Origin of the sequence: Micromonospora sp. DT178 (assembly GCF_049841695.1) — a bacterium.
GTDB lineage: Bacteria > Actinomycetota > Actinomycetes > Mycobacteriales > Micromonosporaceae > Micromonospora.
On sequence record NZ_JBNCKV010000008.1, the window covers coordinates 69,703 to 91,319 of the forward strand.

At 73.1% G+C, this 21,617-nt stretch carries 18 protein-coding genes and 1 pseudogene; 9 read left to right on the forward strand and 10 right to left on the reverse strand.

The genetic code is table 11. The annotated features are described in order from the left end of the window. Positions 1-43: 43 nt before the first annotated feature. From ACLQ22_RS16820 to ACLQ22_RS16855, 8 genes are all read left to right on the forward strand, one after another. Positions 44-2,428 (forward strand): discoidin domain-containing protein, encoded by a 2,385-nt coding sequence (locus ACLQ22_RS16820; RefSeq protein WP_425693117.1) that lies wholly within the window; start codon positions 44-46, stop codon positions 2,426-2,428. A 57-nt stretch (positions 2,429-2,485) separates the two neighbouring features. Then, positions 2,486-4,531: a glycosyl hydrolase family 28-related protein gene (locus tag ACLQ22_RS16825; protein WP_425693118.1), complete on the forward strand. Its 2,046-nt coding sequence runs from the start codon at positions 2,486-2,488 to the stop codon at positions 4,529-4,531. A gap of 274 nt (positions 4,532-4,805) precedes the next feature. Then, on the forward strand, positions 4,806-5,480 hold the full coding sequence (locus tag ACLQ22_RS16830; RefSeq protein WP_425693119.1) for a tryptophan 2,3-dioxygenase family protein: 675 nt from the start codon (positions 4,806-4,808) through the stop codon (positions 5,478-5,480). Between the two features lie 99 nt (positions 5,481-5,579). After that, positions 5,580-6,884, forward strand: coding sequence for a tryptophan 2,3-dioxygenase family protein (locus ACLQ22_RS16835; RefSeq protein ID WP_425693120.1), 1,305 nt, complete (start codon positions 5,580-5,582; stop codon positions 6,882-6,884). Continuing rightward, positions 6,881-8,059 carry an aminotransferase class V-fold PLP-dependent enzyme gene (locus tag ACLQ22_RS16840; protein ID WP_425693121.1) on the forward strand — a complete coding sequence of 393 codons (1,179 nt, stop codon included), beginning with the start codon at positions 6,881-6,883 and terminating at the stop codon, positions 8,057-8,059. Before ACLQ22_RS16835 ends, ACLQ22_RS16840 begins: the two co-directional genes overlap by 4 nt. Then, positions 8,056-9,087, forward strand: coding sequence for a methyltransferase (locus ACLQ22_RS16845; protein WP_425693122.1), 1,032 nt, complete (start codon positions 8,056-8,058; stop codon positions 9,085-9,087). Before ACLQ22_RS16840 ends, ACLQ22_RS16845 begins: the two co-directional genes overlap by 4 nt. 109 nt (positions 9,088-9,196) lie before the next feature. Further along, a complete protein-coding gene (locus ACLQ22_RS16850; RefSeq protein WP_425693123.1) occupies positions 9,197-9,568 on the forward strand; it encodes a hypothetical protein in 372 nt (123 codons plus the stop codon). Between the two features lie 161 nt (positions 9,569-9,729). After that, positions 9,730-10,146, forward strand: coding sequence for a YchJ family protein (locus tag ACLQ22_RS16855; RefSeq protein ID WP_366644129.1), 417 nt, complete (start codon positions 9,730-9,732; stop codon positions 10,144-10,146). Positions 10,147-10,186: 40 nt separating this feature from the next. On the opposite strand, the gene ACLQ22_RS16860 is transcribed toward ACLQ22_RS16855, so the two are convergent. The 8 genes from ACLQ22_RS16860 to ACLQ22_RS16895 form a co-directional block, all read right to left on the reverse strand. Beyond that, positions 10,187-10,732, reverse strand: coding sequence for a gluconokinase (locus ACLQ22_RS16860; protein WP_425693124.1), 546 nt, complete (start codon positions 10,730-10,732; stop codon positions 10,187-10,189). Next, complete coding sequence (gene manD, locus ACLQ22_RS16865) at positions 10,722-12,056, reverse strand: D-mannonate dehydratase ManD (protein ID WP_425693311.1); 1,335 nt, start codon at positions 12,054-12,056, stop codon at positions 10,722-10,724. Before manD ends, ACLQ22_RS16860 begins: the two co-directional genes overlap by 11 nt. After that, positions 11,984-12,937: a sugar kinase gene (locus ACLQ22_RS16870; RefSeq protein ID WP_425693125.1), complete on the reverse strand. Its 954-nt coding sequence runs from the start codon at positions 12,935-12,937 to the stop codon at positions 11,984-11,986. Before ACLQ22_RS16870 ends, manD begins: the two co-directional genes overlap by 73 nt. Next, a complete protein-coding gene (locus tag ACLQ22_RS16875) occupies positions 12,934-13,572 on the reverse strand; it encodes a bifunctional 4-hydroxy-2-oxoglutarate aldolase/2-dehydro-3-deoxy-phosphogluconate aldolase (protein ID WP_425693126.1) in 639 nt (212 codons plus the stop codon). The genes ACLQ22_RS16870 and ACLQ22_RS16875 overlap by 4 nt, the downstream gene beginning before the upstream one ends. Before the next feature lie 4 nt (positions 13,573-13,576). Then, positions 13,577-14,725: a galactonate dehydratase gene (dgoD, locus tag ACLQ22_RS16880; protein ID WP_425693127.1), complete on the reverse strand. Its 1,149-nt coding sequence runs from the start codon at positions 14,723-14,725 to the stop codon at positions 13,577-13,579. Between the two features lie 7 nt (positions 14,726-14,732). Then, complete coding sequence (locus tag ACLQ22_RS16885) at positions 14,733-15,548, reverse strand: carbohydrate ABC transporter permease (RefSeq protein ID WP_121398463.1); 816 nt, start codon at positions 15,546-15,548, stop codon at positions 14,733-14,735. Beyond that, on the reverse strand, positions 15,545-16,495 hold the full coding sequence (locus tag ACLQ22_RS16890; RefSeq protein ID WP_416609474.1) for a carbohydrate ABC transporter permease: 951 nt from the start codon (positions 16,493-16,495) through the stop codon (positions 15,545-15,547). The genes ACLQ22_RS16885 and ACLQ22_RS16890 overlap by 4 nt, the downstream gene beginning before the upstream one ends. A 77-nt stretch (positions 16,496-16,572) precedes the next feature. Further along, positions 16,573-17,868 (reverse strand): ABC transporter substrate-binding protein, encoded by a 1,296-nt coding sequence (locus ACLQ22_RS16895; RefSeq protein ID WP_425693128.1) that lies wholly within the window; start codon positions 17,866-17,868, stop codon positions 16,573-16,575. Positions 17,869-18,007: 139 nt separating this feature from the next. Between ACLQ22_RS16895 and ACLQ22_RS16900 the strand changes: the two genes are divergently transcribed. Next, positions 18,008-18,769 carry a FadR/GntR family transcriptional regulator gene (locus ACLQ22_RS16900; RefSeq protein ID WP_311413518.1) on the forward strand — a complete coding sequence of 254 codons (762 nt, stop codon included), beginning with the start codon at positions 18,008-18,010 and terminating at the stop codon, positions 18,767-18,769. Positions 18,770-18,927: 158 nt separating this feature from the next. Here the strand turns inward: ACLQ22_RS16900 and ACLQ22_RS16905 are convergent. Both ACLQ22_RS16905 and ACLQ22_RS16910 read right to left on the reverse strand, forming a co-directional pair. Beyond that, positions 18,928-20,319, reverse strand: a pseudogene (locus tag ACLQ22_RS16905) (MFS transporter); the annotation flags it as partial. Positions 20,320-20,545: 226 nt separating this feature from the next. Beyond that, on the reverse strand, positions 20,546-21,592 hold the full coding sequence (locus ACLQ22_RS16910; protein WP_425693129.1) for a mechanosensitive ion channel family protein: 1,047 nt from the start codon (positions 21,590-21,592) through the stop codon (positions 20,546-20,548). Positions 21,593-21,617: the final 25 nt, after the last annotated feature.

The following is a 21,617-nucleotide window of genomic DNA, read 5'->3' on the forward strand; positions in this document are numbered from 1 at the left end:
ACCATGCCCATCGATACCTTTCCGTATCGGAGGGAGCAGGACCATGGCGGTGTCACGCCGGAGACTGATCGGATCACTCGCCGCGGGCTCGGCCCTCGCCGCCGTCGCGCCGACCGACCTGGTGGCGGCCCTGCGCGGCACCGCGTACGCGGCCAGCCCGCCGGGCGACGTCGTCGGCAAGGTCTCGGTCGGCTACCAGGGCTGGTTCAGCTGCCCCGGTGACGGCGCGCCCATCGGCGGTTGGTGGCACTGGAGCCGCGACCGGTTCCAGTCGCCCTCCCCGGCCAACACCACGATCGTCTCCTGGCCCGACATGCGGGAGTACGCCCGCGGCTACACCACCGCCTACCCGCCGCTCGGCAACGGCCAGCCGGCGCAGCTCTTCTCCTCCTACGACGAGCAGACCGTCGACACCCACTTCCGCTGGATGCGCGAGCACGGCTGCGACACCGCCGCCCTGCAACGGTTCAACCCGTTCGGCGACGAGGGGCCGACGCGCGACGCCATGACGGTCAAGGTCCGGGGCGCGGCCGAACGCCACGGCCGCAAGTTCTACATCATGTACGACGTCACCGGCTGGACGGCGATGCAGTCCCAGATCAAGGAGGACTGGCTGAACCGGATGTCCGCGCACACCGCCTCCCCGGCGTACGCCCGACAGAACGGGCGGCCGGTGGTCTGCGTCTGGGGCTTCGGCTTCAACGACGACGGCCGCCCCTTCGCCCCCGCCGCCTGCCTCGACGTCGTCAACTGGTTCAAGGCCCAGGGCTGCTACGTCATCGGCGGCGTGCCGACGTACTGGCGGCAGGGCGTCAACGACTCCCGGCCAGGCTTCTCCGAGGTCTACCACGCGTTCCACATGCTCTCGCCGTGGATGGTCGGGCGCACCGGCACCCTCGACGGGCTCGACGGGTTTTACACCAACGTCAACGTCCCCGACCTGGCCGACTGCGCCGCGCACGGCATCGACTACCAGCCCTGCGTGATGCCGGGCGACCTGTCGGCCGGGCACCGCCGCCACGGCGACTTCTACTGGCGGCACCTATACAACATGACCAGGCTGGGCGCCCAGGGCCTCTACGTGTCGATGTTCGACGAGTACAACGAGGGCAACCAGATCGCCAAGACCAGCGAGACGCAGGCGACCACCCCGGCGGGGGCGGGCATCCGCGCGTTGGACGAGGACGGCGTCGCCTGCTCCGCCGACTACTACCTGCGGATCACCGCCGACGGCGGCCGGATGTTCAAGGGCCAGCTCGCCCTGACCCCCGTACGGCCGACGCCGCCCGTCGTCGGCGGCGGCCCGGTGCCCGGGGGCGACCTCGCCGCCGGCCGGCCGACGTCGGCGAGCAGCCAGAACGGCTCGTTCGCCGCCGGCAACGCCGTCGACGCCGATCCGAACAGCTACTGGGAGTCCACCAACGGCGCCTTCCCCCAGTGGTGGCAGGTCGACCTCGGCGCGGCGCACGCGGTGACCCGGATCGTGCTGGCCGTGCCGGCCGGCTGGGAGGCGCGCACCCAGACGCTGACGGTGCAGGGCAGCACCGACGGCGCGACCTTCCGCACGCTCGCCGGGCCGGCCGGGGTCCGGTTCGACCCGGCCACCGGCAACACCGCGACCCTCACCGTGCCGTCGGCCACCGCCCGGCACGTGCGGGTGACCGTCACCGCCAACACCGCCTGGCCGGCGGCCCAGCTCGCCCGCGTCGGGGTGTACGCGGCGACCGGGACGCCCACCCCGCCCACGCCGCCGGGCGGCCTCACGGTGACCGGCCGGACGTCGACCAGCGTGTCGCTGGCCTGGACGGCGTCGACCGGCCCCAACGGCGTGACCGGCTACCAGGTGCGCCGCGACGGGCAGACCGTGGCGTCCGTCCCGGGCACCTCCGCCACCGTGGGCGGGCTGACGCCCCGCACCGCGTACACCTTCACCGTCGTCGCCGTGGACGGGGGCGGCACCCTGTCGGCGCCGTCCAGCGCGGTGTCGGTGACCACCGACCCGGCGCCCGGGACCGACCTCGCCCGGGGCCGGCCGGTGACGGAGAGCAGCCACGTCCAGACCTACGGCTGCGCCAACACCGTCGACGGTGACGCCGACAGCTACTGGGAGAGCGCCGGCAACGCCTTCCCGCAGTGGGTGCGGGTCGACCTCGGCACGGTCGTTTCCGTCGGACAGGTCGTGCTCCGGCTCCCGCCCGCCGCCGCCTGGCAGCGACGCACCCAGACGATCGCGGTCGAGGTGAGCCCGGACGGCACCGCCTGGAGCACGCCCGTCGCGCCGGCCGGCCGGGTCTTCGATCCGGCCACCGGCAACCGGATGACGCTCGCCGTCCCGGCGACGCCCGGCCGGTACGTGCGGATCCGCGTCACCGGCAACACCGGCTGGCCTGCGGCGCAGCTGTCCCAGCTTGAGGTGTACGCCGCATAGCGGCGGTCACTGCCGGCCGCGCGGCCGGACCCGTCCCACCACGAGAAGAGTCCCCTCATGCCCCTGAGCAGATACTCGCTGCCCGGACCGTCGTCGCGGCGACGGCCCCGGGCGGCGCTCGCCGCCACCGTCGCGCTCGCCACCGCCCTCGGCGTCCTGGCCGGCGCGCCCGGGCCGGCCACCGCCGCCCCACCCGCCGGTACCGGGCCGGTCGTGACCAGGGCCGGCCTCGACCCGCACCTGGTCGCGGGACGCGGCGCCGACGTCGACTTCGTCGAGCAGGAGGCGGAGAACGCCACCACGAACGGCGAGGTCATCGGCCCCGACCGCACCGCCTACACGCTGCCGGCCGAGGCCTCCGGCCGCAGCGCGGTCCGGCTGACCCCCGGCCGGTACGTCGAGTTTGTCCTACCCCGCGCCGCCAACGCGATCACCGTGCGCTACAGCATCCCCGACGCCCCGCGGGGCGGCGGCATCACCGCCCCGCTGGACGTGGCGGTCAACGACCGGCGGGTCCGGACGATGACCCTCACCTCGCAGTACGCCTGGCTCTACAACCAGTACCCGTTCTCCAACGACCCGACCGCCGGGCTGCTGCACCCGGACTGGTGGATCACCGAGTGCTCGTGCGTGCCGGCGGCCACCACGCCGTACCCGAGCATCGCCACCCCGTTCCGCCCCAGCCACTTCTACGACGAGCAGCGGCTGCTGCTCGGCCGGACGTACCGGGCGGGCGACCGGATCCGGCTCACCGCCCCGGCGGGCAGCAACGCGGCGTGGACGGTGATCGACCTGCTCGACTCCGAACTCGTCGGTCCCCCGCGCGTCCGGCTGCGCGCCGCGAACGTCCTGGCCTTCGGCGCCGATCCGACCGGCCGCCGCGACTCCGCCGCCGCCCTGGACCGGGCCATCGCCTTCGCCCGGCGGGCGGACGTGCCGGTCTACCTGCCGCCCGGCACGTACCAGGTCAACCGGCACATCATCGTCGACGACGTGACGATCGAGGGCGCCGGCAACTGGTACACGATCATCAAGGGGCGCGAGGTCGCGCTGCCCACGCCCGCGCCGGACGGCTCGGTGCACACCGGCGTCGGCTTCTACGGCAGGAGCGCCGTCGACGGCGGCAGCCGCAACGTGCACCTCTCCGGCTTCGCCATCGAGGGCGACGTGCGCGAGCGCATCGACACCGACCAGGTCAACGCGATCGGCGGCGCGATGAGCGACTCCACCATCGACGGGCTGCACCTGCGCCACACGAAGGTGGGCATCTGGTTCGACGGGCCGATGACCAACGTGCGGGTCACCAACACGATCATCGTGGACCAGATCGCGGACGGGCTCAACTTCCACACCGGCGTCACCGACTCGTTGGTCGCCCACACCTTCGTCCGCAACACCGGCGACGACGGGCTCGCCATGTGGTCGGAGAAGGTCGGCAACGCCCGCAACCGGTTCGACCACAACACCGTGCAGTCGCCGGTGCTGGCCAACGGCATCGCCCTCTACGGCGGCGCCGACCTCACCGTGTCGCACAACCTGGTCGCCGATCCGGTGCGCGAGGGCAGCGCGATCCAGGTCGGGTCCCGCTTCGGCGCGGAGCCCTTCACCGGGCGGCTGCTGATCACCGGCAACACCACCGCCCGCGCCGGCACGTACGAGCTGAACTGGAAGATCGGGCTGGGGGCCATCTGGTTCTACGCGCTCGACCGCGACATCGACGCGACCGTCGACGTGATCGGGGACAGCTACCTCGACAACACGTACAACGCCATCATGCTGGTCAGCGACTGGCCGGTGAAGGACCTCCACTCGATCACCGGCGTCCGGTTCCAGGACATCCGGGTCGACGGCACGGGCACCTCCGTGCTGAGCGCCCGCGCGGCGGGCTCGGCCTCGTTGCGCAACGTCGACGCCCGCAACGTCGGCGCCGTCGGCGTCAACAACTGCGGGTCGTTCAACTTCCCGGCGACCGGCTCGGAGTTCGCCCTCACCGATCTCGGCGGCAACGACGGCGGCTGGCTGGCCCCGTGGCAGCTGCCGAACACCATCACCTGCGACGACCGCCCGCCGGTCGTGCCGTCGCCGCCACCGTCGCGCTGGTGAGGCCGGGCCGCCGGCGGCGTGCCCCATCGGGGCGCGCCGCCGGCGGCCGTGTGACATGTCAGCCGTCCACCGCTATTGACCCGTGTTGATCTATGTGTTATTCCGCCGCCTTTACACATCGCTGAAAATGGCGGAAACCTCCCCTTTCCGGAGTCGGACACGGCCCGCAACGAAGGCGTGACACATTGCCTTTCGTCGTTGCATAATGGCCGCCGCACGCGCTGTCGGGCCGACGGTTCCCGACGCAGCGACGCTGACCGAAGGGGACAATTCCGTGAAGCGGGACCACTCACCTGTTCTTCCTGGCGACGGCGCCACGGACTACGCGCGCTACATGCGCACGGACGCGCTGCTCGACCTGCAACGGAGTCCGGCGGACATGATCCACCGAGACGAGTTGCTCTTCCAGGTGGTGCACCAGTCCACCGAGCTGTGGCTGAAGCTCGCGGGGGCCGAGCTGACCGAGGCGGTCGCCCGCCTCCGCGCCGGCGAGCCGGCGGCGGCCGAGCCGCTGCTGGCCCGGGCGACGCTCGGGGTGCGGCTCATCACCGACCAGCTGGAGATGTTCCGGCACCTGTCCCCGGCCGACTTCGAGGCCATGCAACCGGCCCTGGGCAAGGGCTCCGGCGCCGAGTCGCCCGGTTGGCGGCGGGTCCAGGCCGCGAGCCGACAGCTCGGCCTGGCGTTCGCCGACCACCTCGCCGCGCGCGGGACCGCCCTGTCGGAGCTGCGCCGGGCGGACCCGACGGACCCCGCCCACCTGCTCGCCGAGGCGATGATGGAGTGGGACGAGCGGGTGTCGCTGTGGCGGGTGCGGCACTACCAGGCCGCCCTGCGCGTCGGGGGCCACGCCCCCGACGGCGCCGAGGCCACGATGCTCGCCAAGCTCATCGGGCACCGGTTCTTCCCCGAACTGTGGCAGGCCCGCGTGAAGTCCGTCCCCGCATGAGAGCGACCGTTCCCGTGCCGAACGGTCCGACAATCCCCACCCACCCCTTAATTCGTCAATTGTCTCCCCGTCCCCGCTTGACACGGGCCGAATATCGAGGTGCGGTTCGTGCGTGAACTGACGAGTTGGCTGTCGGGTGCCGCCGACGCCGACAGTTTTCCCTACTCCCCCGTACTGGCGGAGTTCCATCGGGTCGGCAAACACTTCGTCGAAAAGGAGCTCCTCGCTCTGCTCGACAAGATCCGGGCCCAGGTGAGCGCCCCGACGGCCGGCCGACCGGCGCCGGCTGTCGGGCTGCTGCGCGACTTCCTCGACGTCGCGCTCGACAAGTGGGACGGCCGGTACGACTACCGCAGCTACCTGGCCTTGCGCGTGCTCCGGCTGCCCTGCGGGGTGGACGACCGGCCGGACGGCGAGGACGACGGGTACGCCGACGGGTCGGTCGCCCAGCCGGACGGCGCGCGCCGCGACCGCGACCAGCTCCTCGTGCGCCTCGTCGCCGACGCGCTGGCGTTCGAGCTGGCCGCCGCCTCCGGCGCCACCGACCTGCTGCCCGAGGACCGCCCGAGCCCGGAGGTGGTGGCCAAGCGCCACCGGCTCGGCGTCCGTGCCGCGTCCCCCGCCCTCGCCCGACTGGGCCTCGCCGGGGCGGCCCACGACCGGGAGCCGGCGGCCGTGCTGCGGGCCCTCGCCGCCGAGCACGACCCCGCCGGGGAGCCGGCCCTGCGGCTGAGCATGCTGCCGGTCTACGTGTCGCACGACGAGTACCTGTTCATCCGGGTGCTCCAGGCGTACGAGTGCCTCTTCGCGGGCCTCGTCGAGGAGCTGCGCGCCACGATCGCCGCCCTGCGCGCCGGTCACGCCCGGCCGGCGGCCGACCGGCTGGCGTACGCCGGCGAGCAGCTCACCGCCGCCGGGCCGCTGTTCTCGCTGCTGGCCACCATGCAGCCGACGGCGTTCCGGACGTTCCGGCAGTACACCGAGGGGGCCAGCGCCATCCAGTCCCGCTCCTACAAGCTGATGGAGTCGCTGTGCCGCCCCCCGGAGGGCACGCGGCTGGAGTCGCCCGCCTACCAGCAGGTGCCGGAGGTGCGCGACCGGGTGCACGCCGGGCAGCCGTCGGTCGACGAGGCGTTCCGCGCGGCCGTACGCGAGGGCCTGCTCACCGGGGCGGACGGCGATCTGGTGGCGCGGGCGATGCGCGCGTTCGCCGACGCCGTGCTCCAGTGGCGGCGCACGCACCACCGGCTGGCCACCCGGATGCTCGGCCCCCGCCCGGGCACCGGCTACACGGAGGGCACGCCCTACCTGGCCGCCGTCCGGTCCATCCCGGTCTTCACCTCCGTCGCCCACGAGCCGGGTCCCTCGGCGCGGACCGACCCGACCGGAGGCACCCCCGAGTGAACCCGCCCGCCCCGGCACCCGGCCCCGACACGCCGGAGTGCCTCGACGCCACCGCCCAGGCCGCCCTGCGCGCCGAGTTTCCGCTGCTCGACACGTGCGTCTACCTGAACAACAACTCCACCGGCGCCGTGCCGAGGGGCGCGGAGCACGTGCTCACCGGCTACTGGGAGACGCTGCGCGGCTGGCGCGACGACGTCTGGCAGAACTGGCACGTCGGCCTCGACCGGTACGCCGACTCGGTCGCCGCCCTCATCGGCGCGCCCCCGGGCAGCGTCGTCACCGACGCGAACCTGAGCACGCTGCTCGCCAGGGTCGCGTCCTGTTTCGACTACCGCGCGCCGCGCGACCGGGTCGTCATGACGGACCTGGAGTACCCGACCGTCCCGTTCATCTTCAACGCGTTCCGCCGCTACGGCGCGCGCCCGGACGTCGTCGGGTCGGGCGGTCCCCGCTTCGACGAGGACGCCCTCGAAGCGCGCATCGACGAGCGGACGCTGCTGGTGTGCGTCCCGCACGCCAGCTTCTCCTCCGGCGCCACCGTCGACCTGCCCCGACTGGTGCGCCGGGCCCACGACGTCGGTGCCCTGGTGGTCGTCGACGCCTTCCAGACCGTCGGGGTCATGCCGCTGGACGTGACGGCGCTCGGCGTCGACGTCGTCCTCGGCGGCGCGCACAAGTGGCTGTGCGGCGTCGCCACCGCCTTCCTGTACGTCCGCCCCGACCTGGCGACCCGGCTGGAACCGGCGGCCACCGGCTGGCAGGCCGGCGACCGGGCACTGACCTTCCAGCCGTCGACGGGCTGGGCGCCCGGCGCCCGGCGGTTCGCCGGCGGGACGCCGTACCCCCTCACCTCGCTGGTCTCCCAGGTCGGCCTGGACCTGCTGGCCGGGGTGGGCGCCGCCGCGATCCGGCGGCACTCGCTCGCCTGCACGTCCCGGGTCATCCAGCGGGCGACGGCGGCCGGCATCGACGTGGTCAGCCCGACCGAGCCGCACCGGCGTGGCGGCGTGGTGTGCCTCGACGTCGCCGACGGCGAGGCGGTCAAGCGGCGACTGGCCGCGCGGGACATGGTCTGCAGCTGGCGTGGCCACCTGCGGGTCGGACCGCACGTCTACAACACCATCGAGGAGATCGACGCGTTCATGGACGCACTGGAAGAGGAGCTGGGCCGGTGAACGTCACCCTGTCACCGCGGGCACTGATGAGCCTGCTCGCCAACGGGCCCAAGGCCATGGACGTGCTGGAGACCGCGCTCGGCATGGGGCTGCTCGACGCCCTGGAGCCGGGCCCGGCCCGCCTCGGCGAGCTCGCCGAGCGGTTCGGCGTACGGCCCCTGCGGCTCTACAAGTTCCTCGACTGCCTGGAGAGCCTCGGCTTCGTCGCGCGCAGCGAGCCGGGCGACGACATCGCCTCGGCCACGTACCGGGCGGCGCCCGGCCTGCGCGACGCCGTCGCGGCGGTGGTCGGACCGGACGCCATCGAGCGGGACCGGGACCGCTATCCCTGGCGGCGGCTGCACGGCCGGCTGGGCGAGAGCCTGCGCGGCGAGGTCAGCATGGGCGACGACGACTTCGCCTGGCCGCCGAAGACCGACGAGCAGACCGCCGACTTCGAGCGCAGCATGGCCGTCGGGCTCGGCCCGGTGATCGAGGCGGTGCACCGCAACGCAGACCGGCTGTGGCCGGGGCGCAGACGCCTGCTGGACGTCGGCGGCGGGGACGGCACGCTCGCCGCGCACGTCCTCGACGACGCCCCGGGGCTGCGGGTCGACGTGTACAACCTGCCGGCGGTGGCGCCGCTGGTGGAGGCCACCCGGGCCCGCAGGGGGCACGCGGACCGGCTGGGGTTCGTCGGCGGCGACTTCCTCGCCGAGCCGCTGCCGTCGGGCTACGACGCGCTGGCGTTCGTCCGGGTGCTGCACGACTGGCCGAACGAGGTCGCCCGCCGGCTGGTCGAGAAGGCGTACGCGGCCCTGGAGCCGGGCGGGATGCTGCTGATCTGCGAGGAGTTCCGCACCCCGGACCGGCTGGCGATGCAGTTCTTCTGGAGCTACTTCCTCATCGGGGTCGACAGCTGCGTGAGCCGGCTGCGGGAGGTCGACTTCTACACCGGCCTACTCAAGGAGGTCGGCTTCGAACGGGTGGCGGTGCTGCCCGGCGGCTGGGAGCTGGTCTGCGCGTACAAGCCGGGGACCGGGGGGTGACGCACCCGCGCGGGGGCCGAGCCGGCTCCCGCGCCGCGGCGGCCCCGGCGTTTGACCGCCGGGGCCGGGGGAAGACCGTGCGCCCAGGGCCGATTCCCGAGGAGCGACGATGGCGGACGCAGGACGGGCCAGGAAGGCCACCGGGGCGCGCAAGGCCCCGATGAAGCGGGCGGCGGCGGCGAAGAAGGTGGCGACGGCCACGAAGCGGGCCACCGGGGCGACCGCGGCCAAGTCTCCGGGTGAGAAGCCGACCCCGACGACCGCCCGCGTGGCCCGGAAGAAGGACACCTCGGCCACGGCGACCCCGGCCCGCGCCCGCAAGGCGCCCGCCACGGCCGCGCCGGCGAAGAAGGCGCCCGCGAAGAAGGCGGTGAAGGCCGCGGCGACCCGCGCCGGCGCGGCCTCGAAGACCTCGGCCCGCAAGGCGACGACCATGGAGTCGTTCGGCACCCGACGGGCGCCCCGGACGAGCGCCGGCTGACGCGGAAGGCCGCAGCACGCCGGGAGCGGCGGGCCCGGCGTCGGCAGCGGCAGACGCCTCAGTCGCGGCGCGCCCGTCACCGGCGTCGGACCCGACCCCGCGTGGCCGCCCGGCCGGGGTCCGGACGCCGGCCGCGCCGGGCCGTCGGCCAGAATGGGCCGGTGGCGAAGCGACCCCGCCGGCGGGCGGCCGACGATCCTGACCGGCCCTGCCCCTGCGGCTCCGGCCAGCCGTACGCCGGATGCTGCGGGCGGCTGCACCGGGGCGAGGCGGACGCGGCGACCGCCGAGGCGCTGATGCGCTCGCGGTACAGCGCCTTCGCCGTCGGCGACACCGCGTACCTGCTGCGCAGCTGGCACTCCTCGACCCGGCCGGGCCGGCTCGACCTCGACCCCGGCCAGCGCTGGACGGGCCTGGAGATCGTCGACACCGACCGGGGCGGGCTGTTCGACGCCACCGGCACCGTCGAGTTCCGGGCCCACCACCGCGCCGGCGGCCAGCCGGGTACGCAGACCGAGCGCAGCCGGTTCGTCCGCGAGGACGGCCGCTGGGTCTACCTCGACGCGCTGCCCGACTGACCCCCGGTCGCGGCGCCGGGGCACCGCGACCGGGACGCGGTCAACCGTTCGCGGTGACGCCCTTCGACAGGCCGAGCCGCCGCACCGCCGCCGAGACGAGCGCGTCCGGCGTCAGCGACACGTCGAGCACCAGCACCGACTCGTCCGGGTGGGGCCGTTCCAGGGTGGCCAGCTGCGACTCCAGCAGGCTCGCCGGCATGTAGTGCCCGGCGCGCCCGGCCATCCGCTCCCGGATCACCTCGGCCGCCCCGTCCAGGTGGACGAACTCGACGCTCGGCGGCCCCTGGCGCAGCACGTCGCGGTAGGAGCGCCGCAGCGCCGAGCAGGCCAGCACCGTCGACACGCCCTCGGCGGCGCGGGCGGCCATCCAGCCGGCCAGCTCGCGCAGCCAGGGCAGGCGGGCGGCGTCGTCCAGCGGTACGCCGGCACGCATCTGCGCCACATGCTGCGGCGTGTGGAACTCGTCCGCCTCGGCGAAGGTCAACCCGGTCGCGGCGGCGATGCCCAGGGCCACGGTGGTCTTGCCGGCCCCGGACACCCCCATCACGACGACGTGCCGCGTCGGGGACACGCCCTCACCAGTCATGGACGGTGCCGTCCTGGAGCCGGTTGAACGGCAGGTAGGCCGGCACGTACGGGAACTTCGCGGCGGCCTCCTCGTCCAGCTCGACGCCGAGCCCGGGCTGCTCCCCGGGGTGCAGGTAGCCGTCGGTGAACGTGAACGACTGCCGGAACACCTCGTTGGTGAGCGCCCCGTGCTGCATGTACTCCTGGATGCCGAAGTTGTGGATGGCCAGGTCCAGGTGCAGGGCGGCGGCCATGCCGACGGGCGAGATGTCGGTCGGCCCGTGGATGCCGGACTTGATCTGGTACTGCGCGGCGAAGTCGAGCAGCTTGCGCATGGCCGTGATGCCGCCGGTGTGCGTGACGGCGGACCGGACGTAGTCGATGAGCTGCTCGCGGATGAGCGTCTGGTAGTCCCAGACGGTGTTGAAGACCTCGCCGATCGCCAGCGGCGTGGTGGTGTGCTGGCGCACCAGCCGCAGCGCCTCCTGGTTCTCCGCCGGGGTGCAGTCCTCCAGCCAGAACAGGTCGTACGGCTCCAGCGCCTTGCCGAGCTTCGCCGCCTGGATCGGGGTCATCCGGTGGTGGCCGTCGTGCAGCAGCGGCAGCTCCGGGCCGAACTCGTTGCGGACCGCCTCGAACACGCCGGGCAGGTGACGCAGGTAGGAGCGGGTGTCCCAGTCCTCCTCGGCCGGCAGCGGGGTGCGCTGCGCCGGTTCGTAGTCGTACCGCTTGCCGTCGGCGCTGGGCTGCGCGGCGACGCCGTACACGGCGTTGATGCCCGGCACCGAGGTCTGCACCCGGATCGAGCGGAAGCCGAGGTCGAGGTGCCGGCGGATCGAGTCGAACAGCTCCGGCAGGTCCCGGCCGGAGGCGTGGCCGTACGCCATGATGCCGGTGCGCGACGCCCCGCCCAGCAGCTGGTAAAGCGGCATGCCGGCGGCCTTGGCCTTGATGTCCCACAGGGCCACGTCGACCGCCGCGATGGCGGCCATGGTGACCGGCCCGCGACGCCAGTACGCCGAGCGGTAGAGGAACTGCCAGGCGTCCTCGATGCGGTGCGCGTCCCGGCCGATCAGCAGCGGGACGACGTGGTCGCGCAGGTACGAGGCGACCGAGAGTTCCCGTCCGTTGAGGGTGCCGTCGCCCAGGCCGGTGACGCCGTCCTCCGTGGTGATCTTCAGGGTGACGAAGTTGCGGTCGGGGCTGGAGACGATGACGTCAGCGGCGACGATCTTCACGGGGTGCCTTTCTTCTTCGGGGTGCTCGGCGGCTAGCGGAGGACGTCTCCGGCCTCGTGGCCGTCGAGGAGGGACAGTTCGGCGCGGCGTGGCAGCCCTTCCCAGTCGCCGGGGCTGGAGACCGCGAAGGCGCCGAGGGTGGCCGCGCGGCGCAGCCGGCCGGCCAGGTCGAGCCCGTCGAACCAGCCGGACAGGTAGCCGGCGGTGAACGCGTCCCCGGCGCCGACGGCGTCGACGGCGGTCACGGTCAGTGCCTCGGCGTGCCGCACCCCGTCGCGGGTGTGCGCGCGGGCGCCGTCGGCGCCCAGCTTGACCAGGACCGTGTCCACGCCGCGGCGCAGCAGGTCCGCCACGACGGTGGGCTCGTCGGCGCCGGGGTCGCCGACGAGGTCCAGCTCGTCGGCGGAGGCGACGACGGTCGAGGCGTACCCGGCCAGCGGGGTGAGCACGTCGCGGGCGGTGTCGCGGGACCAGAGGCGCTCGCGGTGGTTGAGGTCGAGGCAGACCGGGATGCCGGCGGCGACGGCGGCCTCGGCCGCCCACCGGGTGGCCGCCCGGGCGGTGTCGGACAGCGCCGGGGTGATGCCGCTCAGGTGCAGCATCCGCGCGCCGGCCGCCAGCGGCGCCCGCAGGTCGTCGACGCCGAGGGCGGAGCCGGCCGACCCGGCCCGGTGGTACTGCACCCGGGTCAGGTCGGCGGTGCGCCGCTCCAGGAACATCAGTCCGGTCGGCCGGTGCGGGTCGCGGGTCACGCCGTCGACGGCGACGCCCTCGGCGCGCAGTTGCCGCAGCACGTACTCGCCGAACTCGTCGGCGCCGAGGCGGCCGACCCAGGCGGCGCGGTGGCCCAGCCGGGCCACCGCGACGGCCACGTTGGACTCGGCGCCGGCCAGGTGCATCGTCAGCGGTCCCCCGGCGGCGAGCGGCCCGGGCGAGCGCAGCGACACCAGGGCCTCGCCGACGGTGAGCAGGTCCGGTGCGGTCATGACGCGGCCGGCTCCCGCACGGCGGCGAGGTAGGTGCGCGCCCGCGCCCGCAGCGCGTCCAGGTCGCCGCCGGAGGCGGCGTCGCCGACCAGCGGGCCGCCGAGGCCGACGGCGATCGCGCCGGCCCGGAAGTAGCCGGGCACGTCGTCCAGGCCGACCCCGCCGACGGCGACGAACGGGATGTCCGGGAAGGGGTCGCGCACCGCCCTGAGGTACGCCGGGCCGCCGACCGACGCCGGGAACAGCTTGACGGCCGACGCCCCCATCCGCACCGCGGTGTACGCCTCGGTCGGGGTGAGCGCCCCGGCGGCGACCGGGAGGCCCCGGCGCGCCGCCTCGGCGATCGACTCGACCACGGCCGGCGTCACCACGAACTGCGCGCCCGCGGCGGCCACGTCGGCGACGTCGGCGGTGGTGAGCACCGTGCCGGCCCCGACCAGCGACCCGGCGGGGGCCGCCGCGCGCAGCGCCTTGATCGCGCCCGGGGCGTCCGGCGTGGTGAGGGCCACCTCGACGACGCGTACGCCCTCCTGGAGCAGCGCGGTGCCGGCGGCGATCGCGGCGGCGGTGTCGGTGCCGCGGATGATCGCGAGGATGCGCGCCGCGGTCAGTTCGGCGGTGAGGTTGACGGTCATGTGATCACCATTCCGCGTAGGAGCCGTCGCGGTGCCGCCACGTGGGGCTGCGCCACGCGTGTCCGCGCTTGTCCGCCGCCCGTACGGCGTCCTCGTCGATCTCGATGCCGAGGCCGGGTGCCGTGAGCCGCTCGACGTACCCGTCGACGAACGTCAGCGGGGTCTTGTCGAGGCAGTAGTCGAGCACCTCGGCGCCGAGGTTGTAGTGGATGCCGATGCTCTGTTCCTGGATCAGGTAGTTCGGCGTGGCGAAGCCGACCTGGAGGCAGGCGGCGAGCGCGATCGGCCCGAGCGGGCAGTGCGGGGCGAGCTGGACGTCGTACACCTCGGCCAGCGCGGCGATCTTGCGGACCTCGGTGATGCCACCGGCGTGCGAGAGGTCCGGCTGGGCCACCGCGATGCCGGCCTGGAGCACCGGCAGGAACTCCTGCCGGTTGTAGAGCCGCTCCCCCGTCGACACCGGCGTGGTGGTGGAGCGGACGAACTCGCCGATGAGGTGCGAGTTCTCCGGCACCACCGGCTCCTCCAGGAAGAACGGCCGGTACGGCTCGAGCAGCGGGGCGACCCGGCGGGCGGTGGCGAGGGTGAACCGGCCGTGGAAGTCGACCGCCACGTCCCGCTCGTCGCCGAGCACCTCGCGGGCGGCGGCCACCCGCTGCACCACGCCGTCGATCTCGGCGACGGACGCGACGGCGCTCATCCGGCCGGAGGCGTTCATCTTCACCGCGGTCAGGCCGGTGGCGACGGCGGCGGCGATCTGGTCGCGTACCTCGCTCGGCTCGTCGCCGCCGACCCAGCCGTAGACCCGGATCCGGTCCCGGACCGGGCCGCCGAGCAGCTGGTGCACCGGCGCGCCGAAGTGCTTGCCGGCGATGTCCCACAGCGCCTGGTCGAGCCCGGCGACGGCGCTGGCCAGGATCGGCCCGCCCCGGTAGAACGAGCCCTTGGTCATGACCTGCCAGTGGTCCTCGATCCGCAGCGCGTCCCGGCCGACGAGCAGCTCGCTGAGCTGCTCGACGGCGGTGCGGACGGTCTCGGACCGGCCCTCGCAGGTCGCCTCGCCCCAGCCGACGATCCCGGAGGACGTCTCGATCCGGACGAACAGCCAGCGCGGCGCGACGAGGAAGGTCTCCACCCGTTCGATCGTGGTCACGGTGTCCTCAGCCCTTCGTGGCGCCGGCGGTGAGGCCGGAGACGACGTACTTCTGCACGAACAGGGCGATCAGCATGATCGGCAGGGTGACCACCGTGGCCGCCGCCATCAGGCCGCCCCAGTCGATGCTGGCGTAGCCGACGAAGTCGAAGATCGCCACCGGGAGCGTCTTGGTGTCGGCCCCGGAGAGCACGAGGGCGAACATGAAGTTGTTCCAGGAGAAGATGAACGACAGGATGCCGGCGGTGGCGATGCCGGGCACCGACAGCGGCAGGGTGATCCGCCGGAACGCGCCGATGTGGGTCAGCCCGTCGACGAGCGCCGCCTCCTCGAGTTCGGCCGGCAGGCCGTCGAAGTAGCCCATCATGATGTAGACGATCAACGGCAGCGACACGAACATGTGGCTGAGGATCAGCACGGTGAACCCGCCGACCATCTGCAGGTTCGAGAAGACGTAGTACCAGGGCACCAGCAGCGACACGCCGGGGATGACCCGCGCCATGAGCACGACGAGCGCGGACTTCTTCATGTTGAAGCGGCTCATCGAGTACGCGGCGGGCACGCCGAGCAGCAGCGACAGCACGGTGGCCGCGAGCGCCACCCAGAGGCTGTTGCCGATGAACTGGACGTAGTTGGCCTGCTGGAGCACGTTGGAGTAGTTGTCCAGCGTCGGGGAGAAGACGAACGCCTTGTCGGTGTCGTAGATGTCGACGTTCGTCTTCAACGACGCGGCGACCATCCAGACCAGCGGCGCGATCAGCGCCAGCACCACGAGGACGAGGGCGACCGTCCGGAAGATCTTGTAAGGCCTGCGCAGCTTCATCGGTCCATGCCCTTCTTGCGGTAGGTCAGGGCCCACATCACCCCGATGATGATCAGGAAGAAGATGATGAGGACGGTCGATGAGACGCCGTAGTCGTTGTAGTCGAAGCTGAGCCCGTAGGCGTACACGTTCAGGGTCTCCACCTCGTGGAACGACCCGCCGCCGCGCCCCTTGGTGGCGTACAGGATGTCGAAGGTCTTCAGGGCGTCGATGCCGCGCAGCAGGATCGCGACGATCACGGTGGGCATCAGCAGCGGCAGGGTGACGTGCCGGAACCGCTGCCAGGTGCTGGCGCCGTCGATCAGCGCCGCCTCCTGCGGCTCGTCGGACAGCGACGTCAGGCCGGCGAGCAGGATCAGCACGACCATCGGCGTCCACTGCCAGATGTCGATGAACATCGTCGTCGGCAGGGCCGAGCTCTGCCCGGAGAGCCAGGGCTGGGGGCCGATGCCGACCCAGCCGAGCACCTGGTTCGCCATGCCGATGTTGGGATCGAAGATCAGCCGCCACATCATGCCGACCGCGACCGGGGTGGCCACCAGCGGCAGGAGGATCGCGACCCGGACCCACTTCTCACCGCGGAACGGGCGCCACAGCAGCAGGGCGATCGCCATGCCGAGGACGACCTCGAAGAAGAGCACGACGCCGGTGAAGAGCGCGGTGCGCCACACGGCCGGCCAGAACCGGTCGGTGTCGCCGAGCACGTCGAGGTAGTTCTGGATGCCGATGAACTCGCTCTCGGCGCGGACCGAGCCCTCGGCGTCGGTCAGGCTGAGGTACCCGGTCCACGCCACCGGAAAGACGATCAGCACGGCGACGAACAACATGGCGGGTGCCGCGAAGAGCCACTTGCGGTGCTCGTTGGCCCAGCGCGACCAGGCCGAGGTCTCCGGGGACGCCGGACGCGCCTCGGGCGATCTTTTGACTGGTGTGGTGACGGCTGACATCAGGTCTCCGGGTGGGTCAGGGCAGCGGCCCGACGCGGGGTGGCGGAGCCGGTCGGCTCCGCCACCTGCGCTTCGGGCTACTTCGCCTCGTCGTCGAGGAACTTCTGGAACGCCTCGTTCGCCGCGTCCGCCGAGGCGGCCGCGTCCTTGCCGGTGATCGCGTCGACGATCGGCTGGCCGACGATCTCCCGGGCCTGGGCGACCTTCTCGACCAGCGGCCGGTCGTGGCCCACGCCGTTGGCGGTGCTGACCGTGGTGGCCTCGGCGAGGTCCTTCGGGTAGGTCGCCGCGCCCTCCGGGTTCTCCCAGACGGAGGTACGGGCGCTGGGCACGCCGGCCTTCTGCTGCGCCAGCGCCTGCTCCTTGCCGGCCGCCCACTGGATGAACTTCCAGGCGTTGTCCTGGTTCTTCGAGGCCTCGTTGACGCCGAGCGCCCAGGACGGGATGTTGTACGGCTTCGAGCCGGCCGGGCCGGCCGGGAAGGCCGCGAACCCGACGGTCTCGGAGACCTTCGACTTGGCCGGGTCGGTGGCGTTCTTGTAGAGCGAGTTGGCCTCGGTGTAGAAGGCCGCCTTGCCCTGGGTGAAGATCGCCATCGCCTCGGACCAGCTCATGTCGGTGCTGATGTTCTCCGGGCCGTGCTCACGCAGCAGCCCGCCGTAGTAGGCGTACGCCTGCTTGGCCTGCTCGCTGTTGATCGAGGCCTTGCCGTTGGCGTCGACGAAGTCGCCGCCGAAGCTGTAGAGGAAGCTGGAGAACTGGGTGACGGCGGCGGCCTTGCCGGTACGGGACACGAAGCCCGCCACGCCCGGGTTGTCCGCCTCGACCTTCGCCGCCTGCGCCTTGAGCTCGTCGAGGGACTTCGGCGGGGCGGTGAAGCCGGACTTCTCCAGCAGGTCCTTGCGGTAGTAGAGGACCTCCTGCTCGGTGATGATCGGCACGCCGACCACCTTGTCCTCGTACGTGGTGGCCTGCACCGGGCCGGACTGGAAGTCGGCGATCTCGAACGCGCTGTCCGACTTGCTCTTCTCGGTCAGGTCGGCGAGGTACTTGTTCTTGGCGAACAGCTTCCCCTCCTGCAGCGGCCGGTACATCATCACGTCCAGGTCGGTGGACCCGGCGTTCAGCTTGACGTTGTACTGGTCGGAGAGCTGGTCCTCACCGAGCTGGGTGACCTCCACCTTCAGGCCCGACTGCTTCTCGAACTCCGGCAGGGCCTTCTTGATGTTCTCCGTCCAGACGTGGTTGACCAGCGTCACGCGAACGGTGTTCGAGCCGCCGGCGTCGTCCCCGCCGCCACCGCAGGCGGACAGGCCGAGGGCGACGACCATCGCCAGGGAAGTCCCAATAACTGATCGACGTCTCACGTCCATCTCTCCTTATGCCGTGGCCGTGGCCGCCGCCCTGACGGGTGGGCCGCCACCTCGCGGTTTACATCCGCTTAACAACCGGATGCTAGGCCGAAAAAACAGATTTATACAAGGGGTAGACCCAACTGATATGCTCCGTGACGTGAAATCGTCCTCCTCGGGGGCTGTGGCCGCCCAGCTCGCCCCTGTCGAGGCTGGCCTGCACGCACGCGTCCTCGATCGCCTCGGCACGGCCATCTGTGACGGCGAGCTGGCTCCCGGGTCGGTGCTCAACATCGACGACCTCGTCGACCGCTACGCCGTGTCCCGCTCGGTCGTCCGCGAGGTGCTGCGGGTGCTCGCCTCGATCGGGTTCATCGAGACCCGTCGCCGCGTCGGGGTCATGATCCGCCCGTCGGAGGACTGGAACGTCTTCGATCCGCAGGTGATCCGCTGGCGGCTCGCCTCGGCCGGCCGCATCGTCCAGCTTCGCTCGATCACCGAGCTGCGGACCGCCATCGAGCCGCACGCCGCCTGGCTGGCCGCCAGCCGGGTCGGCCACGACGAGGCGAGCGACCTGGTCGGGCTCGCGGCGAAGATGTGGGCCGCCGGCAAGGCCGGCGACGAGGAGCGCTTCCTCCAGCTCGACATAGAATTCCACCGCCGGATCCTGGTCGCCTCCGGCAACGAGATGTTCGTCCGGTTGCAGGACCTGATCGCGGAGGTGCTCACCGGCCGGCACCAGCACCACCTGATGCCGCACCACCCGCACGAGCAGGCCCTCCAGCTGCACGCCGAGGTGGCCCAGGCGATCCAGCGGCGCGACGGCGAGCGCGCCCGGCGGGCCATGGTGCAGCTCATGGAGCAGGCCTTCGACGAGATGAGCTCGATCTGGGAGCAGACCGGCGAGACCGCCGGCGCCTGACCGCGACCCGCCGGGCTGACGGCGTACCGGCGCGGGCGGCTCGCCGCCGACGAGCCTGCGCGTGCGCGGACTCCGGGACCTCGACGGCCACCGGTGGTCGTTCCGGCTGACGGGCGGCGGGCCCGACGGCGGTCGCACGGACCGCCGCCGGGCCGTGGTCAGCCGGCGTGCCCGGCGGTCGTCCGCGCCGGACCGCGGCGGGCCGAGCGGCCCACGCGGGTCACCAGCAGCAGCGCCACGATCAGGTACGGCACCGCGGCCACCGCGAACGCGACCCCGTTGCCGGCCCCCGTGGCCAGCAGGCCGTAGCCGCCGTAGACCGCGATGACCGTCACGTCGGTGGCCATCCCGGCCAGCGAGGTCACGGTGGCGCGGCTGCCCCCGCTGATTCGGGCCTGCAACCGGGCGTCGGCGAGCACGGTGGCGAGCTGGAAGCCGCAGAACGCCGCCGCGACCAGCGCGAAACCGGCCGGCCGGGCGGACAGCGCCCCCGCGACCAGGGCCAGGGCCGACAGCGCCAGCAGACCGGCGTACCCCCGGGCGGTCAGCCGCTCCCCCGCCGGGGCCAGCAGGCCGCCCACGGCCACCCCGAGCCAGGTGAGCAGGAGCAGCAACGGCACGGTCGCCTCGCCGACGCCGGTGTCCCGGGCCAGCAGCGGGGTGTACTCGTCGAGGGCGCCCCAGACCGCCGCGACGACCGCGACCAGCAGCACCGCCACGCGCACCGTCCGGTCGGCGCGGACCTCGGCGAGCCCCGCGCGCAGGCTCGCCCACCAGCCGAGGTCCTCGTCGTCGTCCGCGTCCGCCCCGCCGTCGCGCCCGGTCCGGTCCGGTCCCCCGTCGGCCGCGACGACGGCGGCCGGGGCGCCGGTCCTGGCGGGCGCGGAGCCGACGGCGGCGGTCGGGGCGTCGGCACTGCCGGGCGGGTCGACATTGGCGGCCGAGGCGTCGGCGTTGCCGGGTGCGGCGTCGACGGCGGCGGTCGCGGGCGGGCGGTGTTCCGGGAGGCGGGTGGCGACGGCGGCGGCGAGCAGGCAGGCGAGCACGCTCGCCACACCGACGGCCGGGTAGCCGCCGACGGCGAACACGGGGCCGGCCAGCAGGATCGAGGCGAGCACGCCGATCGTCCCGGCCGTCTTCGCCCGGCCGATGACACGGGCGTAGCGGCCGGCGGCGCCCAGGCGGTCGAGTTCGGTGAAGACCAGCGCCTCCAGCGCGCCCGAGGCGAGCGCCCCGCCGGCGCCCCAGAGCACGAAGCCGACGGCGAAGGCCGGGTACGAGGGCACGAGCACCCAGAGGGCGAAGCCGGCGGCGGTGACCACCGGCGCGAGGCTGAGCAGCAGCCGCCGGGAGACCGCGTCGGCGAAGGCGCCGGAGGGCACCTCCAGCAGGATGCTGGCGGCCGACCAGATCACGAACAGCGACGAGATCTGCCACACCGACAGGCCGGTGTCGCTGAACAGCAGCGCGTACAGCGGATAGAGCAGGACGAGTTCGCTGAGAAACGCGTACCCGTAGAGGGTGGCCGCCAGCCGGCGGACGCGCGCGTCGGACACGCGCGGAGGGTGGACAGTCATGGGACCTTCCCGTGGGGACGAAGCGGACGCCGGACGTACGGCGACCGCGGCGGCCCACGGCAGTGGCCCCTAGCAGTGCATCAACATCGCCACGTCATGCCCGCGATGGTAGCGGCGCCGGCCCGGGTCGTCACGCCCTTCGCCGGACACACGCCGGGGCGGGATCCGATGTGGATCCCGCCCCGGCGGCGGTACGCGGTCAGTGGCGGCGCTGCTCGCCGTCCAGTGGCGGGATCACCATGGTGGCCTCGCTGTCCTCGCCCGCCGGGCGGGACGGGACGGTCGCGTCGCCCGAGGTGACCTGGGTGGCGGCCGGTTTGCCCTGCCGCGGCACGGGCACGGTCGGGTCGGTGTCAGCGCGGGGACCGGAGACCACCTGCGTGGCGTCCGGGTCCGCCACGACGCGCGGGCCGGAAACCACCTGGGTGGCCTCCGGGTCGGTGCCGAGGCGCGGACCGGCAACCACCTGCGTGGCATCCGGGTCGCCGTCCTTGGCCGCCGCGGCGAGGTGGGCCTCGCTGTCGCGGCGTCCGGCCTGGTAGGCGCGCGCGTGCTCGGCGATCAGCTGCGACTCCCGCTCGGCCCGGCTCAGCCACGACTCCCAGCGGCTCTGCATGGGACGGACCAGCCCGCCGCCCACCCCGACGACGAGGATGCCACCGACGGTGGCCAGCACCGCGATCAGCACCGGAGCGGTGACCGCGGTGGCCACGCCGATCTGGTTGAGCGCAGCGATGACGCCCAGGCCGAGGATGAACACGGAGGCCACGGTGGCCAGGATCCGGCCGTACGACAGCCCACCCAGGGCGCCGCTGATGATGTCCTTCACCGCGTTGGCGATGGCCGCGGCGACCACGACGATGACGATCGCGACGAAGGCGCGGGGCAGCCAGGCGATCACGCCCGCGATCAGGTCGGAGATCGGGTTCGGGCCCCAGATGCCGAAGGCCAGCTGGAGGGTCACCAGCAGCACCCCGTAGTAGGCGAGCTTGGCGACGATGTCACTGGCGTCGTACCGGGAGCGGGCCAGGGCCCGCCGGATCCCGCCGCGTTCCACGGCCCGGTCGAAGCCCACCCGCTCCAGCACCTTGTCCACGATCTTCAGCACGGCCTTGGCGATCAGCCAGCCGGCCACCAGGATCGCCACGAAGGCGACGGCCTTGGGCAGGAACAGCATCACCGACCGGAGGGCGTCCCCCACCGCGTCGCCGAAGTTCTCTCTCATCGGAATTCCTCCACACGGCATCCGGGTTCGTCCGGCCCGACCTACC